Here is a 14,845-nt window from a genome sequence, read left to right as displayed (position 1 = left end):
GCTGTCGCGACGCTTGGGAGTCATCGTGATGAGCCATGCCAAGACCCGGCACCTGCGCCGCTCGCAGTGGACGGCGGTGGTGCTGCTGATGCTGATGGGCATCGTCAATTATTTCGACAGGAGCACGGTGGCGATCGCCAACCATTTGTTGAGCGCCGACCTGTCGCTGTCCGCCACGCAGATGGGCTGGATCTTCTCGGCCTTCTCCTGGGCCTATGCCTTTGCGCAGTTGCCCAGCGGTGCCCTGGTGGATCGCAAGGGCGCGCGGCTGGTGCTCGGTTGGGCCCTGGCGGCATGGTCGGCCGCCCAGGCGGTCTGTGGCCTGGCCACCTCGATGTTGCAGTTGCTGGTGGCGCGGGCCTGCCTGGGCGTTGGCGAGTCACCGCAATACACCGGCGGGGTCAAGGTGATCAGCGACTGGTTCCCGGTGAGCGAGCGCGGCCTGCCGACCGGCGCGTTCCTGGCTTCCACCACCCTGGGCTCGATGATCGCGCCGCCGCTCTTGACCGGCCTGATGCTGGCTTTCGGCTGGCGTGGGATGTTCGTCATCATGGGCCTGGTGGGTGGCCTGCTGGCGCTGGTGTGGCTGGTGTTGTACCGCGATCGCCAGCCAACGCAGTGCACCTGCGCAGACCTGGACTGTTTCCAGGTCGCCAGCACGGCCGATACCCCAGCGTTCCAGGCCAGCTTCGCCGACTGGAAGGGGCTGTTCCGGCACCGCACCACCTGGGGCATCGCCCTGGGTTTCATCGGCGTCATGTACATGGTGCTGCTGACCTTGGCGTGGCTGCCCGGTTACCTGGCCGGCGAACGCCAGCTGAGCGTGGCGGGCACCGGCTGGGCACTGACCGTTCCTTATCTGTTCGCGACCCTGGGCATGTTCAGCAGCGGGTGGCTGGCCGATCGACTGATCGCCGCCGGGGCCAGGCCGATCGCCAGCAGGAAGTTGCCGTTGATCGTCGGGCTACTGGGCGGCGCCTTGTTCAGCGTGCCCTCGGTATTCGTGGATAGCACCGTCGCCTGCATCGCCTGCCTCTCGCTGGCGATGTTCTTCGTCAACCTGGCCGGAGGCTCTGCCTGGGGGCTGGTGAGCGTGGCCGCACCGCGCCAGCTCGTGGCCTCGCTGGGCAGCATCCAGAACCTCGTCGGCTTTTTCGGCGGCTCCTTCGCCCCCGTGGTGAGCGGCTGGATCATCGACCGTACTCATTCCATTGCCCTGGCTTTCGTCTTGGCGGCCTGCGTGGCCTGTGTGGCGGCCCTGGCCTACTACACCCTGGTCCACCAGCCGATCGGTGGCGAGGGCGAACCCGCAGGTGCGGGATCCGACGTGACAATAAAAACAGGAGGCTGACCCGATGCTACCGACCACCATTACCCACGACTTCGTCAAAGGCTTGCCGAAGGCTGAATTGCACCTGCACCTGGAAGGGACGCTGGAGCCCGAGTTGAAGCTGGCCCTGGCGCAGCGCAACCGGATCGATATCGGCCAGGGCACCATCGAGGAGATCAAGCGCAGCTACAGGTTCGATTCGCTGTCGTCGTTCCTGCAGGTGTACTACCCGGCGATGAACGTCCTGCAGCAGGAGGAGGACTTCTACCAACTGGCCATGGCCTACCTGCACAAGGCCCGGGAACACAATGTCCGCTATGTCGAGCTGTTCTTCGATCCCCAGGCCCACACCAGCCGTGGCATCGCTTTCGCGACCGTGATCGACGGCTATCACCGGGCCGTCCGCGAGAGCCCCGCCCTTGGCGTGGAAAGCGCCCTGGTCATGTGCTTTTTGCGGGACATGTCCGCGCAATCGGCCGCCGATACCCTGGAACAGGCCCTGCCGTACCGCGAGCAGATCCTGGGCATCGGCCTGGATTCCGACGAGAACGGCAACCCGCCGGGGAAATTCAAGGAGGTCTTCGAAAAGGCCAGGCAGGCGGGTTTCCACCTGACCATGCATTGCGACATCGACCAGCACAATTCCATCGGCAACATTCGCCAGGCCTTGCTGGATATCCAGGTCGATCGCCTGGATCACGGCACCAACATCGTCGAGGACCAGGAACTGGTGGCGTATGTGCGGGACAAGGGCATCGGCCTGACCTGCTGCCCGGTGTCCAATGGTTTCGTCGGCGACATGAAGGGCAACGAGATCCTGCAATTGCTGCGGGCCGGGGTGAAGGTCACGGTCAATTCCGATGATCCGGCGTACTTCCAGAGCTATGTGTCCGACGACATGTTCGCCCTGGCGCAGAGCTACTCGATGACCCCCGCCGAGATGGTGCAACTGGCGCGCAATTCCTTCGAGGTCAGCTGGTTGCCGGCCGAGAGGAAAGCTGCGTACCTGCGGCAAATCACCGATTACGTGGACGCTTGGTAGGGGGGAGGGTGGCCAGGCGCCGATCATCCGAGGCGCCGGGACTGCGTTCCCGGGCCTGGTGATCAGTCGTCGTCAGCCGCTGTGCGCTTGCCGCCGCGGTAGGCGCCGGGTGGCAGGCCGGTCCATTGCTTGAAGGCACGCTGGAAAGCGCTGGGTTCGGAATAGCCGAGCAACTGCGCCAGGTCCGCGACGCTCATCGAACCGCGCACCAGCAGGCTGCAAGCGAGGTCGCGCCGCAGGTCATCGCGGATGCCAAGGAAGCTGGTGCCCAGTTCCGCCAGCTTGCGCGCCAGGGTTTGCCGCGACATGCCCAGGGCCTCGGCGGCCTGGGGTTCGGAGAGGCCGGCAAAGGGGTCGGCGACACTGAGCAAGCCGCGCAGATGAGCTTCGAAACTGGCCGCCGGGCCGGGGGAGAGCAGGGTTTGCAGCAAGTGACGGGCAAAACGCGCGGCCTCCTCGGGGCGCCGCAGGAGTGGCGCTCGCAGGCTCGCCGCGGGCAGCTCCAGCAGGGCCTGCGTGCCGCACAGGGGTTGGCGCCCGAACAGGAAGCGGGTTTGGGCGGCGAAGCCGACGAGGGCCTCGGGCAGGACCACCTTGCGCAGCGCCAGGGTCTGGCCCGCCAGCCAGCTGCCGGTGTGCCAGAGGGCGAGCAACAGCATGTGCGGCCACAAGGCGGAATCGGCCTGGATTGCGGTCCGTGGAGTCAGTACCAGGCGGGCGCTCTTGTGGTCCTTTTCCAGGTGCCAGGGCAGCGAGTCGTCGAACAGCCGATAGAAGCGCGCCGCTTCGTCGAAGGCATCGGCCAGGGTCGGCAGGTGCACCAGTAGCCGCAACAATTGCGCGAAGCTGCCCGGGGGCACCGGGCGGGCGAAGAAACCGAAGGCCTCGTCATGGCCGCTACCCACGGCCAGGCGACTCAAGGCCCGGTAGTGCCGTGGGGCGATGCGTTGCCCGTCACGCAGCACTTGCGCCGACAAGCCGCTGCGCTGCAACAGCGCAGCCAGGGCCGGTGGCTCGAGGCGTAGCTGGGCCAGCATTTCGCGGGCGAAGCGCGCGGGGATGGTCGGGGCAACGATCCAGTCGGTCATGTCAGTTGAGGCAAAGCGTCATTGGCGATGGCTCCTCTAGTCTTGCACATTGATGCGACCTACCACCCGGGAGTGCAGCGATGACTGACAAGACCTTGCCCGAGCAGCATGACTTCATGAGCAGCGGCTATGCCAGAACCTATCCCTCGACCGCCGGCACCCAGGAGCCCGTGCCGGCGCAGCGCCTGGACTCGCTCCTGGAGGATCTGCTGCGCGATGGTTTCGTGGTGCTCGAACGATTGTTCGATGAGCAGCAGGTTACCCGCATGCGCGAAGAACTGCTGGCGCAGTTGTCGCCCCATACCGGCCGCAATGCCTTCGAAGGCTTGCGGACCCAGCGCCTGTATGCGGTGATCGCCAAGACCCTGGCCTGCAACCCGCTGGTGGAGCATCCCCTGGTGCTGGGCTTGCTGGATCGAATCCTGGCGCCCAATTACCTGCTTTCCCAGTTGCAGGCCATCAATATCCTGCCAGGAGAGATCGCCCAGAGCCTGCACTACGACGATGCCTTCTATCCCATGGCTCGCCCGCGTCCGCCCTATGGCGCGGCGACGGTGATGGCCATCGACGATTTCACCGAGCAGAACGGCGCGACCCTGGTGATTCCCGGCAGCCACCTGTGGGACGCGCGCCTGCCCACTGCGGCCGAGCGTGCAGCGGCGCGGCCAGTGGTGATGCCCAGGGGATCGCTGGTGTTGTTCCTCGGTACTCTCTGGCATGGCGGTGGGGCCAATCGCAGCACGGCACCGCGCCTGGCCTTGACCGCGCAGTACTGCGAACCCTGGGCGCGCCAGCAAGAGAACTTCAGCCTGTCCATTCCCCGCCATACCGTGCGCCAGTGCAGCGAGCATATCCAGCGCCTGCTGGGGTATTCGATCCATGCGCCGTTCATGGGCATGGTCAACGGCATGCACCCCAAGCGGGTCCTGGAAGAGTCTTCCGAGCAAGGCATCGACTGAGGTTCGAGCATGCCCTGCCAGCCAGGGCCCGGAGCGCTCGCGCATCGGGCCTGCTGGGGGGCTTGGCCGTCAGTCGGCTCGGGTGGTGAAGGGCAGGCACCGGGCAGAATAAGCTTTTGAATACCCGGGATATTCTGTAGCCTTGCGCGGCTCCAACGTTGTCCGTGCCTGATGCATCCACTCTCCCGGCGGGGCCCTGAGCGGTCCGGAGCCGGTGGTATACTCGACTTTCGCGCCCAAGCGCCTGCAGGTCTTGCGAACATGACGCAAATTTCCGAACGCCTTCTGGTTCAAGCCCACCTCGACGCCAAGCAACCCGTGCCGTTGAGTGCCGAGCAAGAAGCCCATTTCCGTACCGCCATCGCGGCTGAGCTCAAGGCCCAGGACGCAGTGCTGGTTGCCCACTTCTATTGCGATCCGGTGATCCAGGCCCTGGCCGAAGAGACCGGTGGCTGTGTTTCCGACTCCCTGGAAATGGCCCGCTTCGGCAATGCCCATCCGGCCAAGACCGTGGTGGTGGCCGGAGTGCGTTTCATGGGCGAGACGGCGAAGATCCTCAACCCCGAAAAACGCGTGCTCATGCCGACCCTGGACGCCACCTGCTCCCTGGATCTGGGGTGCCCGGTGGAGGAGTTCTCGGCATTCTGCGACCAGCATCCCGAGCGCACCGTGGTGGTCTATGCCAACACCTCCGCGGCGGTGAAGGCCCGGGCCGACTGGGTGGTGACTTCCAGCTGTGCCCTGGAGATCGTCGAGAGCCTGATGGACAACGGCGAGAAGATCATCTGGGGGCCCGACAAGCACCTGGGCACCTACATCCAGCGCCAGACCGGTGCCGACATGCTGTTGTGGGACGGTGCCTGCATCGTCCACGAAGAGTTCAAGTCCAAGCAGTTGGAAGACATGCGGGCGCTGTATCCGGATGCGGCGATCCTGGTGCATCCGGAGTCGCCCAGCTCAGTGATCGAACTGGCCGATGCGGTGGGTTCCACCAGCCAGCTGATCGCTGCGGCGCAGCGCCTGCCGAACAAGACCTTCATCGTCGCCACCGACCGCGGCATCTTCTACAAGATGCAGCAGCTGTGCCCGGACAAGGTGTTCATCGAGGCCCCTACTGCCGGCAATGGCGCGGCCTGCCGCAGTTGCGCCCACTGCCCGTGGATGGCCATGAACACCCTGGAGCGCACCCTGCATTGCCTGCAGCAGGGCAGCAACGAGATCCATGTGGACCCAGCGCTGATCCCCAACGCTATCCGCCCGCTCAAGCGCATGCTGGATTTCACCCAGGCCGCGCGGATGAAGCTGGCTGGCAACGCCTGAAGCTTGTCCCGGCAAAAAAACGCCCCGATCTGTCGGGGCGTTTTTCATTGGGGGCGAATCATTTCTTCCGCTTGGGGATGCGCACCAACTGGGTGTTGGAATAGATGTCGTGCCAGCTGCGTTTCTGCTTGTCCAGCAGCACCCAGAAAAAGCCCAGGCCGGCACACAGCCAGGAAGCGATGGACACCATGAAGCGCAGCAGCGCCTGCCACAGGCTGATACGGCTGCCGTCGGCGTTCTGCACCCGAATGCCCCAGACCTGCATGCCCAGGGTCTGCCCGGAGTGGGTCCAGAACTTGGCGAAGAAACCGAACAGCACGAACAGCAGGACCGTGGAGTACAACGGGTCGCCATCCAGGGCCCCGGACTCGGTCAGGGCGCGCATCTTGGCTTCGCCAATGATCTGCATCTGGATCAGCTTGTAGATGCCGCCCGTGACGATCAGCAGGGCGACACATAGCAGGAAGTCATAGAACATCGCTGCCAGGCGACGGCCCAGGCCGGCGGCGGGGAATTCGCCCTGGGGGCTTAGCAGGTGTTTGGGCATGACAGGCTCTCATCTGGAAAAAAGAAGCCATTTTACGGATTTGCGCGCACAAAAAAGCCCCTGATGTCAGCATCAGGGGCTTTTTCGTTGCAGACGATTAAGCTTCTGCTTGTACTTCGTCAGCCTGCATGCCTTTCTGGCCTTGCACAGCGATGAAGGTCACTTTCTGGCCTTCTTTCAGGCTCTTGAAGCCGTTACCTTGAATGGCGCGGAAGTGTACGAACAGATCCGGACCGCTCTCTGGAGTGATAAAACCAAAACCTTTCTCGTCGTTAAACCACTTGACGGTACCGCTCTGACGTTGGGACATTTCTTATTTCCTTTGACGCTAAAAAATTAATGACAGTCTCTTCCCTGGGGAAGAGTACTGGGCTGGGTTGCAGGAAAGTAAGAGACGTCGAACGGGTGTAGCAAACTTGTTAGCTACTGCCCAGGTCACGATTCCAAGCGACCCATGCAAACACAGTGGGGAGACTCTACGCCAACTACGGGAGAAAAAACAAGCCCCGCGAAGCCCCGGTTTTACATAGCTTGCCGAGGTTTGGCGGAACTAGCGTGCACGGCTTATTCGATAGAGTTGTTCAATTGTTTTCGAGCGTTATAAGTGCCTTTCAGTATCGAAAATATGCACTGTTTTATGGCGGTTGCGTTACAGATTAGTGCACTTCTAACGCAACCGCGTTACTTATAGAAACAGTCGTTTAGCCGCGATAGTAGCGTTGGGGCACGAATGGCATTTTGCTTACAAGCATTGGCACCTTTTTCCCACGAACTATTGCGCAAACCTGCGTGTCGAGCGCCGTGTACCGGATATCCAGGTAACCCATGGCCAGCGGGCCGCCCAGGGTCGGGCCGAAACCGCCGCTGCAGACGCTACCGATGATATTGCCGTCGGCATCGACGATTTCCGCACCTTCGCGAACCGGCGTGCGTTCCTGGGGCAGCAGGCCGACACGCTTGCGCGCCACGCCCTCCTGCTGCTGGGCGAAGATCACTGCGGCGCCGGGGAAGCCACCCGCCCGCGGACCATCGGCCCGACGGGCCTTGGAGATGGCCCAGAGCAGGCTGGCCTGGATCGGCGTGGTCTGTTCGTTCATGTCATGGCCATAGAGGCACAGGCCGGCTTCCAGGCGCAGCGAGTCGCGGGCGCCGAGGCCGATCGGGGCCACTTCCGGTTCGGCCAGCAGGGCGCGGGCGATCTTCTCGGCCCGGGCCGTGGGGATCGAGATCTCGAAGCCGTCTTCGCCGGTGTAGCCTGAACGGCTGACGAAGCAGTCGACGCCCAGCAGCGTCACCGGCTTGAACTGCATGAAGGTCATCTGCGCCACTTGCGGCGCCAGGCGCTCCAGCACGCTGACTGCCGCCGGGCCTTGCAGGGCCAGCAGGGCACGCTCCTCGAACAGCGGCTGGATCTCGCACTGCTCGCCAATGTGCCGGCGCAGGTGGGCCAGGTCCTGGTCCTTGCAGGCGGCGTTGACCACCAGGAACAGTTGCTCGTCGCCCAGGTTGGCCACCATCAGGTCGTCGAGAATGCCGCCTTGTTCATTGGTGAACATGGCGTAGCGCTGCATGCCCACCGGCAGGTCGATGATGTCCACCGGCACCAGGGTCTCCAGGGCCTTGGCGGCGTTGGCGCCGCGCAGCAGGATCTGGCCCATGTGGGATACATCGAACAGCCCGGCCTGCTCGCGGCTGTGCTGGTGCTCCTTCATCACGCCCAATGGGTACTGCACCGGCATGTCGTAGCCGGCGAACGGCACCATGCGCGCGCCGAGTTCCAGGTGCAGGCTGTGCAATGGGGTTTTCAACAGTGTTTCGGTGGACATGGCGACTCCTGAAAAATGGACCGATACCAAGCGTGGGTATCAGCACTCGATGATGTTCACGGCCAGACCGCCACGGGCGGTCTCCTTGTATTTGCTTTTCATGTCGGCGCCGGTCTGGCGCATGGTGCGGATGACCTTGTCCAGGGACACGAAATGCTGCCCGTCTCCGCGCAAGGCCATGCGCACCGCGTTGATGGCTTTCACCGAACCCATGGCGTTGCGCTCGATGCAGGGCACCTGCACCAGCCCGCCGATGGGATCGCAGGTCAGCCCGAGGTTGTGTTCCATGCCGATTTCCGCGGCGTTCTCCACTTGCTGCACGCTGCCGCCCAGGACTTCGCACAGGGCACCGGCGGCCATCGAGCAAGCCACGCCCACTTCACCCTGGCAGCCGACTTCGGCGCCGGAGATCGAGGCGTTTTCCTTGTACAGGATGCCGATGGCGGCGGCAGTCAGGAGAAAACGCACCACCCCGTCCTCGTTGGCCCCGGGAATGAAGCGCATGTAGTAGTGCAGGACCGCGGGGATGATGCCGGCCGCGCCGTTGGTGGGGGCGGTGACCACCCGACCGCCATTGGCGTTTTCCTCGTTGACCGCCAGGGCGTAGAGGTTGACCCAATCCAGTACCGACAGCGCATCGCGCAGCGCGGCTTCCGGGTGTTTGCACAACTGCCGGTACAGGGCCGGGGCCCGGCGCTTGACCTTGAGCCCGCCCGGCAATATCCCTTCATGCCGGCAGCCGGCATCCACGCAATCCTGCATCACCTGCCAGATCTTCAGCAGGCCCTCGCGGGTCTGAGCTTCCGGGCGCCAGGCGCTTTCGTTGCCCAGCATCACCTGGCTGATGGACAGGCCGTAGGTGCTGCAATGCTGCATCAGTTCCCGGGCGGTCTTGAACGGAAAGGTCAGTGGCGTGGCGTCCTCGACGATGCGGTCGGCGCCGGCGGCGTCTTCATCGACGACGAAACCACCGCCCACGGAGTAGTACTCGCGGCTGCGGATCTGCAATCCGGCGCTATCGAAGGCACGGAAGATCATGCCGTTGGGGTGATAGGGCAGGGGCTTGCGGATCAGCGCCAGGTGTTCTTTCTCGTTGAACGCGATGCGCTGTTCGCCGAGCAGGTTGATGCTTGCGCTGCTGCGTATCGCTTGCAGGCGAGCACCGATGCTTTCGGTATCCACGGTGTCCGGGTGTTCGCCTTCCAGGCCCAGCAGCACGGCCTTGTCGCTGCCGTGGCCCTTGCCGGTGGCGCCCAGCGAGCCATACAGCTCGACCTTGACGCTGGCGGTGGCGGCCAGCAGCTGTTCACGGCGCAAGCCCTCGACGAAGCGCGCGGCTGCGCGCATCGGGCCGACGGTGTGGGAGCTGGAGGGGCCTATGCCAATCTTGAACAGGTCGAACACGCTCAGGGACATGTTGGTTCTCCGGTTTCTTGTTATAGCGGCAGCTGTAAGCCGCAAGCCGCAAGCTGCAAGCTGCAAGTCAGAAGTCGGGCAACTCTTGCTTGCAGCTTGAGGCTATTAGCTTGTGGCTGCCTTAAGCGTAGTTTTCGATCGACGGGCAGGCGCACACCAGGTTGCGGTCGCCGAACACGTTGTCGACCCGGCCCACCGGTGGCCAGTACTTGCCTTCGACCAGCGACGCCACCGGGTACACCGCCTGCTCGCGGCTGTACGGGTGCGTCCACTCGCCAACCAGTTCCGCCGCAGTGTGCGGAGCGTTCTTGAGCGGGTTGTCGTCCTTGTCCAGGGTGCCGTTCTCCACGGCGCGGATCTCCTCGCGGATGCGGATCATGGCGTCGCAGAAACGATCCAGTTCTTCCTTGGACTCGCTTTCGGTCGGCTCGATCATCAGCGTGCCGGCCACCGGGAACGACATGGTCGGGGCGTGGAAGCCGAAGTCGATCAGGCGCTTGGCCACGTCGTCGACGCTGATGCCGCTGCTGTCCTTGAGTGGACGCAGGTCGAGGATGCACTCGTGGGCCACCAGGCCGTTGCTACCGGTATAGAGCACGGGGTAGTGCTCTTCCAGGCGCTGGGCGATGTAGTTGGCGTTGAGGATCGCCAATTGCGAGGCACGCTTGAGCCCGGCACCGCCCATCATGCGGATGTACATCCAGGTGATCGGCAGGATGCTGGCGCTGCCGAACGGCGCGGCGCTGACGGCGCCCTGCTTGTTGTCCAGCACCGCGTGGCCCGGCATGAACGGCGCCAGGTGCGACTTGACGCCGATCGGGCCGACACCAGGGCCGCCACCGCCATGGGGAATGCAGAAGGTCTTGTGCAGGTTCAGGTGGGACACGTCGCCGCCGAACTTGCCCGGGGCGCAGAGGCCGACCATGGCGTTCATGTTGGCGCCGTCGATGTACACCTGGCCGCCGTTGTCATGAATGATGCCGCAGATCTCGCGAATGCCTTCCTCGAACACGCCGTGGGTCGAGGGATAGGTGATCATCAGCGCGGCCAGGTGCTCACGGTGCTCGATGGCCTTGGCTCGCAGGTCCTCGATATCCACGTTGCCCCGGGCGTCGCAGGCAGTGACCACCACGCGCATGCCGGCCATGTTGGCGGTAGCCGGGTTGGTGCCGTGGGCCGAGGATGGAATCAGGCAGATATCGCGACGGCCTTCGCCACGGCTCTGGTGATAGGCACGGATCGCCAGCAGGCCGGCGTACTCGCCCTGGGAGCCGGCGTTGGGCTGCAGCGACACGGCGTCATAGCCCGTGGCGGCGCAGAGCATCGCCTCCAGTTCGTCGGTCAGTTGCTGGTAGCCGGCGCTTTGCTCGGTCGGGGCGAAGGGGTGCAACGCGCCGAACTCGGCCCAGGTGATCGGGATCATCTCGCTGGCGGCGTTGAGCTTCATGGTGCACGAGCCCAGCGGGATCATGGTGCGATCCAGGGCCAGGTCCTTGTCCGCCAGCTTGCGCAGGTAGCGCATCAGCTCGGTTTCCGAATGGTAGCGGTTGAACACCGGATGGCTGAGGATCGCCGACTGGCGTACCAGCGCCGCCGGAATGCGGCTGGAGACGGCCTGGGTCACACTGGCGAAGTCCGGTACCGGCTTGCCTTCGGCCAGCAGCTGCCACAGGGTTTCGACGTCGGCCTGGGAGCAGGTCTCGTCCAGGGACAGGCCCAGGCGCTCGGCGTCGATCACCCGCAGGTTGATGCGCTGCGCACGCGCTTGTTCATGCAATGCGCCAGTGCGGGCGCCGGTGTGCAGGCTCAGGGTATCGAAGAAGTCCTGCTGTTCCGGGGCCAGGCCGAGTTGCGCCAGGCCCTGGGCGAGGATCGCGGTCAGCTGGTGGATGCGCTGGGCGATCTGCACCAGGCCCTTGGGACCGTGGTACACGGCATACATGCTGGCGATGTTGGCCAGCAGCACTTGGGCGGTGCAGATGTTGCTGGTGGCCTTCTCGCGACGGATGTGCTGTTCGCGGGTCTGCATGGCCAGGCGCAGCGCCGGCTTGCCGAAACGGTCCACCGAGACGCCGACCAGGCGGCCAGGCATGTCGCGCTTGAACGCATCGCGGGTGGAGAAATAGGCCGCGTGCGGGCCACCGAAGCCCAGTGGCACGCCAAAGCGCTGGGCGCTGCCGATGGCTACGTCGGCGCCGAATTCGCCCGGCGGGGTCAACAGCGTCAGGGCCAGCAGGTCGGCGGCCACGGCCACCAGGGCATTGGCCCCATGGAAACGTTCGGCCAGCTCACGGTAGTCGAACAGGTCGCCATTACTGGCCGGGTATTGCAGCAGGGCGCCGAAGAACGGGCTGACATCGGTCAACTGGCGTTCATCGCCCACCACCACTTCGATGCCCAGGGGTTCGGCGCGGGTGCGCAGTACGTCCAGGGTCTGCGGGTGGCAATGCACGGAGGCGAAGAAGGCATGGCTGCCCTTGTTCTTGCTCAGGCGCTTGCAGAAGGTCATGGCTTCGGCGGCGGCAGTGCCTTCGTCGAGCAAGGAGGCGTTGGCGATCGGCAGGCCGGTCAGGTCGCTGATCAGGGTCTGGAAGTTCAGCAGGGCTTCCAGGCGGCCTTGGGAAATCTCCGGCTGGTATGGGGTGTAGGCGGTGTACCAGGCCGGGTTTTCCAGCAGGTTGCGCAGGATCGGCGAAGGCGTATGGCAGCTGTAGTAGCCCTGGCCGATATAAGTCTTGAACAGCTGGTTATTGGCGGCGATGGCCTTGATCGAAGCCAGGGCATCGGCTTCGCTCTGGCCGGCGCCGAGTTCCAGCACGCTGGTGCCCTTGATGCTCTCGGGGATTACGCTGGCGCTCAGGGCTTCCAGGGAGTCGAAGCCCAGGCGGTTGAGCATGGCTTGCTCATCGTCCTGGCGCGGGCCGATATGGCGGCTGATGAATTCGTTGGCGGTGGTGAGGTTGACGGTCATCACGGATTCCTCAGGCTTGGGCGTTGGCTTTGATCAGGCGGTCGTAGGCGTCCTGGTCGAGCAGTTGGCCCACAGCGCCGGCATCGGCAGGAATGAAGCGGAAGAACCAGCCTTCGCCCAGCGGGTCTTCGTTGACCAGTTCCGGGCGGTCTTCCAGGGCCGGGTTGATGGCGACCACTTCGCCGTCCAGGGGCATGTACACGCCGCTGGCAGCCTTCACCGATTCCACGGTGGCGGCTTCGGCGCCCTTGTCGTAGCCCTGCAATTCGGGCAGTTGCACGAACACCACATCGCCCAGGGCGTTCTGCGCGAAAGCCGTGATGCCAACGGTGACGCTGCCATCGGCTTCAGCACGCAGCCATTCGTGATCTTCGGTAAAACGCAACTCGCTCATGGAAACTCCTCAGGGGCCAGATTTCGTCTGGTGGACGCGATTGAATGCTCGTGCGGGGCCGAGCCGAATGGCGATATCCATAGCAAGAACATGGCCAATTCTTATTTATTCTTTATAAATCAATGGCTTGAGTTATTTTGGCGAGCAAATGACTGGATCGGCTGTAGCGAAATCGCTACAGCCCTGGCTGCGAAAAAAACGCTTTTGGGATCAAAGTCTTGGAGAACAGAGGCTTGACGCGACTGTAGCGATATCGTTCCGCTGTAGCGCTTTCAGTACAGATGGAGGTCGCTTTTCGCCCGTTTTTTGTAGGAGCGCAGCTTGCTCGCGATAGAAGCCGAGGGCGCTGCGCAGGCTCCAGGCATTGCGGCGTCGTTGAGATTTTCGCGAGCGAGCTTCGCTGCTAAAGAAGCAGTGCAGCCTGCTTCAGGGCTTGCCGGGGATACCGTACTTGCGCAGGCGATGGGCGATGGCGGTGTGGGAGGTCTGCAGGCGGTTGGCCAGCTGCCGGGTCGAGGGGTAATGGACATAGAGGCTTTCCAGCAGCTCTTTCTCGAAACCTTCCACCGCCTGCTCCAGGCTCTCGACCTCGGCATCGTTCTGGCGCGCTACCGAGGTCCCGGCGATGTCTAGGTCGCCGATGTCCACCAGATTGCCGTCGCAGATCGCCGCCGCGCGAAAGATCACGTTCTGCAACTGGCGCACGTTGCCCGGCCAGCGGTTGCCCAGCAGCGCCGGGTAGGTGCCCGGGGTCAGCCGGCATACCGGCCGCTGGATCTGGGTGCAGGCCTGCTGCATGAAATAGCGGGCCAGCAACAGGATGTCCTGACCGCGTTCGCGCAATGGCGGCACTTCGATGTTCAGCACATTGAGGCGGTAGAACAGGTCTTCGCGGAAGCTGCCCTCGGCGACCATTTTCTCCAGGTCGCGGTGGGTGGCGCTGAGGATGCGCACATCGACTTTGATCTCGCGGTCGCCACCGACCCGGCGAAAGCTGCCGTCATTGAGAAAGCGCAGCAGCTTGGCTTGCAGGTAGGGCGACATCTCGCCGATTTCATCGAGGAATACCGTGCCCTGGTTGGCCAGCTCCATCAGCCCTGGCTTGCCCCCGCGCTGGGCCCCGGTGAAGGCGCCGGGGGCATAACCGAACAGTTCGCTCTCGGCGAGGTTTTCCGGCAGCGCCGCGCAGTTCAGGGCCAGGAACGGCGCGCCATGGCGAGCGCTGATGGCGTGGCAGGCGCGGGCCACCAGTTCCTTGCCGGTGCCGGTTTCACCCTGGATCAGCAACGGTGCATCCAGGGCCGCGACCCGTTGCGCCCGGGCCTTGAGGGTGCGGATCGCCGGCGACTCGCCGAGCAGGGCATCGAAGCCCTCGGCATGATCGTGGTGCAGGGCCGACAACTGCTCGCCGATGCGATTGGGCTGGTACAGGGTCAGCAGTGCGCCGGCGTCGGTGATGGGCATGGCGTCGAGCAACAGGGTCTGGCCATTGACCGTGACTTCCCGCAGCGGCAGGCGAAAGCCCTGTTCCAGCAGCGTAGCCAGCAGGCCGGGGTCGGCGAACAGCTCGGCCACGCTTTCCCCCGCAGGCTCACGGCCATACAGGGCCACCAGCGCCGGGTTGGCCAGCAGCACCTTGCCGGCGCTGTCCAGGGCCAGCACCGGGTCGGTCATGGCGGCCAGCAGGGCATCGAGCTGCAGGTGGCGGCGTTGTCCGGGGAGGATGTCGACCACCGTCACGGCCTGTACACCTCGTACGTTGAACAGCGCGTCGCGCAGCTCATCCAGGACTTGCGGGCTCAGGGTCGGGGCGTCGATGTAGACGTTGGGCGGCACCATTTCCACCGCATCCAGGTTGAGGTTGCGCCCGCCGAGCAGGGCCAGCACTTCCTGGGTGATGCCGACGCGGTCGATGAAACTGACGTGGATACGCATGGGGTGACGGAAGGTTC

At 64.1% G+C, this 14,845-nt stretch carries 12 protein-coding genes; 4 read left to right on the top strand and 8 right to left on the bottom strand.

Going from position 1 to position 14,845, the window contains the following annotated elements; genetic code table 11:
* Positions 1-28 precede the first annotated feature (28 nt).
* Both AC3WK8_RS09900 and add read left to right on the top strand, forming a co-directional pair.
* Entirely contained in the window at positions 29-1,351 is a 1,323-nt protein-coding gene (locus tag AC3WK8_RS09900) for an MFS transporter (RefSeq protein ID WP_103324730.1), read from the top strand.
* Positions 1,352-1,355: 4 nt separating this feature from the next.
* The gene (gene add / locus AC3WK8_RS09895; protein ID WP_103324731.1) at positions 1,356-2,372 is read left to right on the top strand and encodes an adenosine deaminase; all 1,017 of its coding nucleotides are present in this window, start codon (positions 1,356-1,358) and stop codon (positions 2,370-2,372) included.
* A gap of 62 nt (positions 2,373-2,434) precedes the next feature.
* Here add and AC3WK8_RS09890 read toward each other — a convergent pair whose 3' ends face one another.
* Positions 2,435-3,460, bottom strand: a complete 1,026-nt coding sequence (locus AC3WK8_RS09890) for a helix-turn-helix transcriptional regulator (RefSeq protein ID WP_103324732.1) — start codon at positions 3,458-3,460, stop codon at positions 2,435-2,437.
* Positions 3,461-3,540: 80 nt separating this feature from the next.
* On the opposite strand from AC3WK8_RS09890, the gene AC3WK8_RS09885 reads away from it, so the two are divergent.
* The gene (locus AC3WK8_RS09885) at positions 3,541-4,419 is read left to right on the top strand and encodes a phytanoyl-CoA dioxygenase family protein (protein ID WP_103324733.1); all 879 of its coding nucleotides are present in this window, start codon (positions 3,541-3,543) and stop codon (positions 4,417-4,419) included.
* A 261-nt stretch (positions 4,420-4,680) separates the two neighbouring features.
* Complete coding sequence (nadA, locus tag AC3WK8_RS09880) at positions 4,681-5,739, top strand: quinolinate synthase NadA (RefSeq protein ID WP_103324734.1); 1,059 nt, start codon at positions 4,681-4,683, stop codon at positions 5,737-5,739.
* 58 nt (positions 5,740-5,797) lie between these two features.
* Here the strand turns inward: nadA and AC3WK8_RS09875 are convergent, their stop codons facing one another.
* The 7 genes from AC3WK8_RS09875 to gcsR all read right to left on the bottom strand — a co-directional run bounded on the left by AC3WK8_RS09875 (position 5,798) and on the right by gcsR (position 14,828).
* Complete coding sequence (locus AC3WK8_RS09875) at positions 5,798-6,286, bottom strand: RDD family protein (RefSeq protein ID WP_022640467.1); 489 nt, start codon at positions 6,284-6,286, stop codon at positions 5,798-5,800.
* A 97-nt stretch (positions 6,287-6,383) separates the two neighbouring features.
* Complete coding sequence (locus AC3WK8_RS09870; protein WP_007977299.1) at positions 6,384-6,596, bottom strand: cold-shock protein; 213 nt, start codon at positions 6,594-6,596, stop codon at positions 6,384-6,386.
* A gap of 391 nt (positions 6,597-6,987) precedes the next feature.
* A complete protein-coding gene (gene gcvT / locus AC3WK8_RS09865) occupies positions 6,988-8,112 on the bottom strand; it encodes a glycine cleavage system aminomethyltransferase GcvT (protein WP_103324735.1) in 1,125 nt (374 codons plus the stop codon).
* Between the two features lie 39 nt (positions 8,113-8,151).
* On the bottom strand, positions 8,152-9,528 hold the full coding sequence (locus AC3WK8_RS09860) for an L-serine ammonia-lyase (protein ID WP_022640465.1): 1,377 nt from the start codon (positions 9,526-9,528) through the stop codon (positions 8,152-8,154).
* A gap of 121 nt (positions 9,529-9,649) precedes the next feature.
* Entirely contained in the window at positions 9,650-12,499 is a 2,850-nt protein-coding gene (gene gcvP / locus AC3WK8_RS09855; protein ID WP_103324736.1) for an aminomethyl-transferring glycine dehydrogenase, read from the bottom strand.
* A 10-nt stretch (positions 12,500-12,509) separates the two neighbouring features.
* On the bottom strand, positions 12,510-12,893 hold the full coding sequence (gene gcvH / locus AC3WK8_RS09850; RefSeq protein WP_103324737.1) for a glycine cleavage system protein GcvH: 384 nt from the start codon (positions 12,891-12,893) through the stop codon (positions 12,510-12,512).
* Between the two features lie 426 nt (positions 12,894-13,319).
* Positions 13,320-14,828: a transcriptional regulator GcsR gene (gcsR, locus tag AC3WK8_RS09845; RefSeq protein ID WP_103324738.1), complete on the bottom strand. Its 1,509-nt coding sequence runs from the start codon at positions 14,826-14,828 to the stop codon at positions 13,320-13,322.
* Positions 14,829-14,845 lie beyond the last annotated feature (17 nt).

This window comes from Pseudomonas sp. FW507-12TSA (assembly GCF_058781435.1).
Note: the sequence above shows the minus strand (reverse complement) of the source record. Positions and strands in the feature narration are given on the sequence as shown.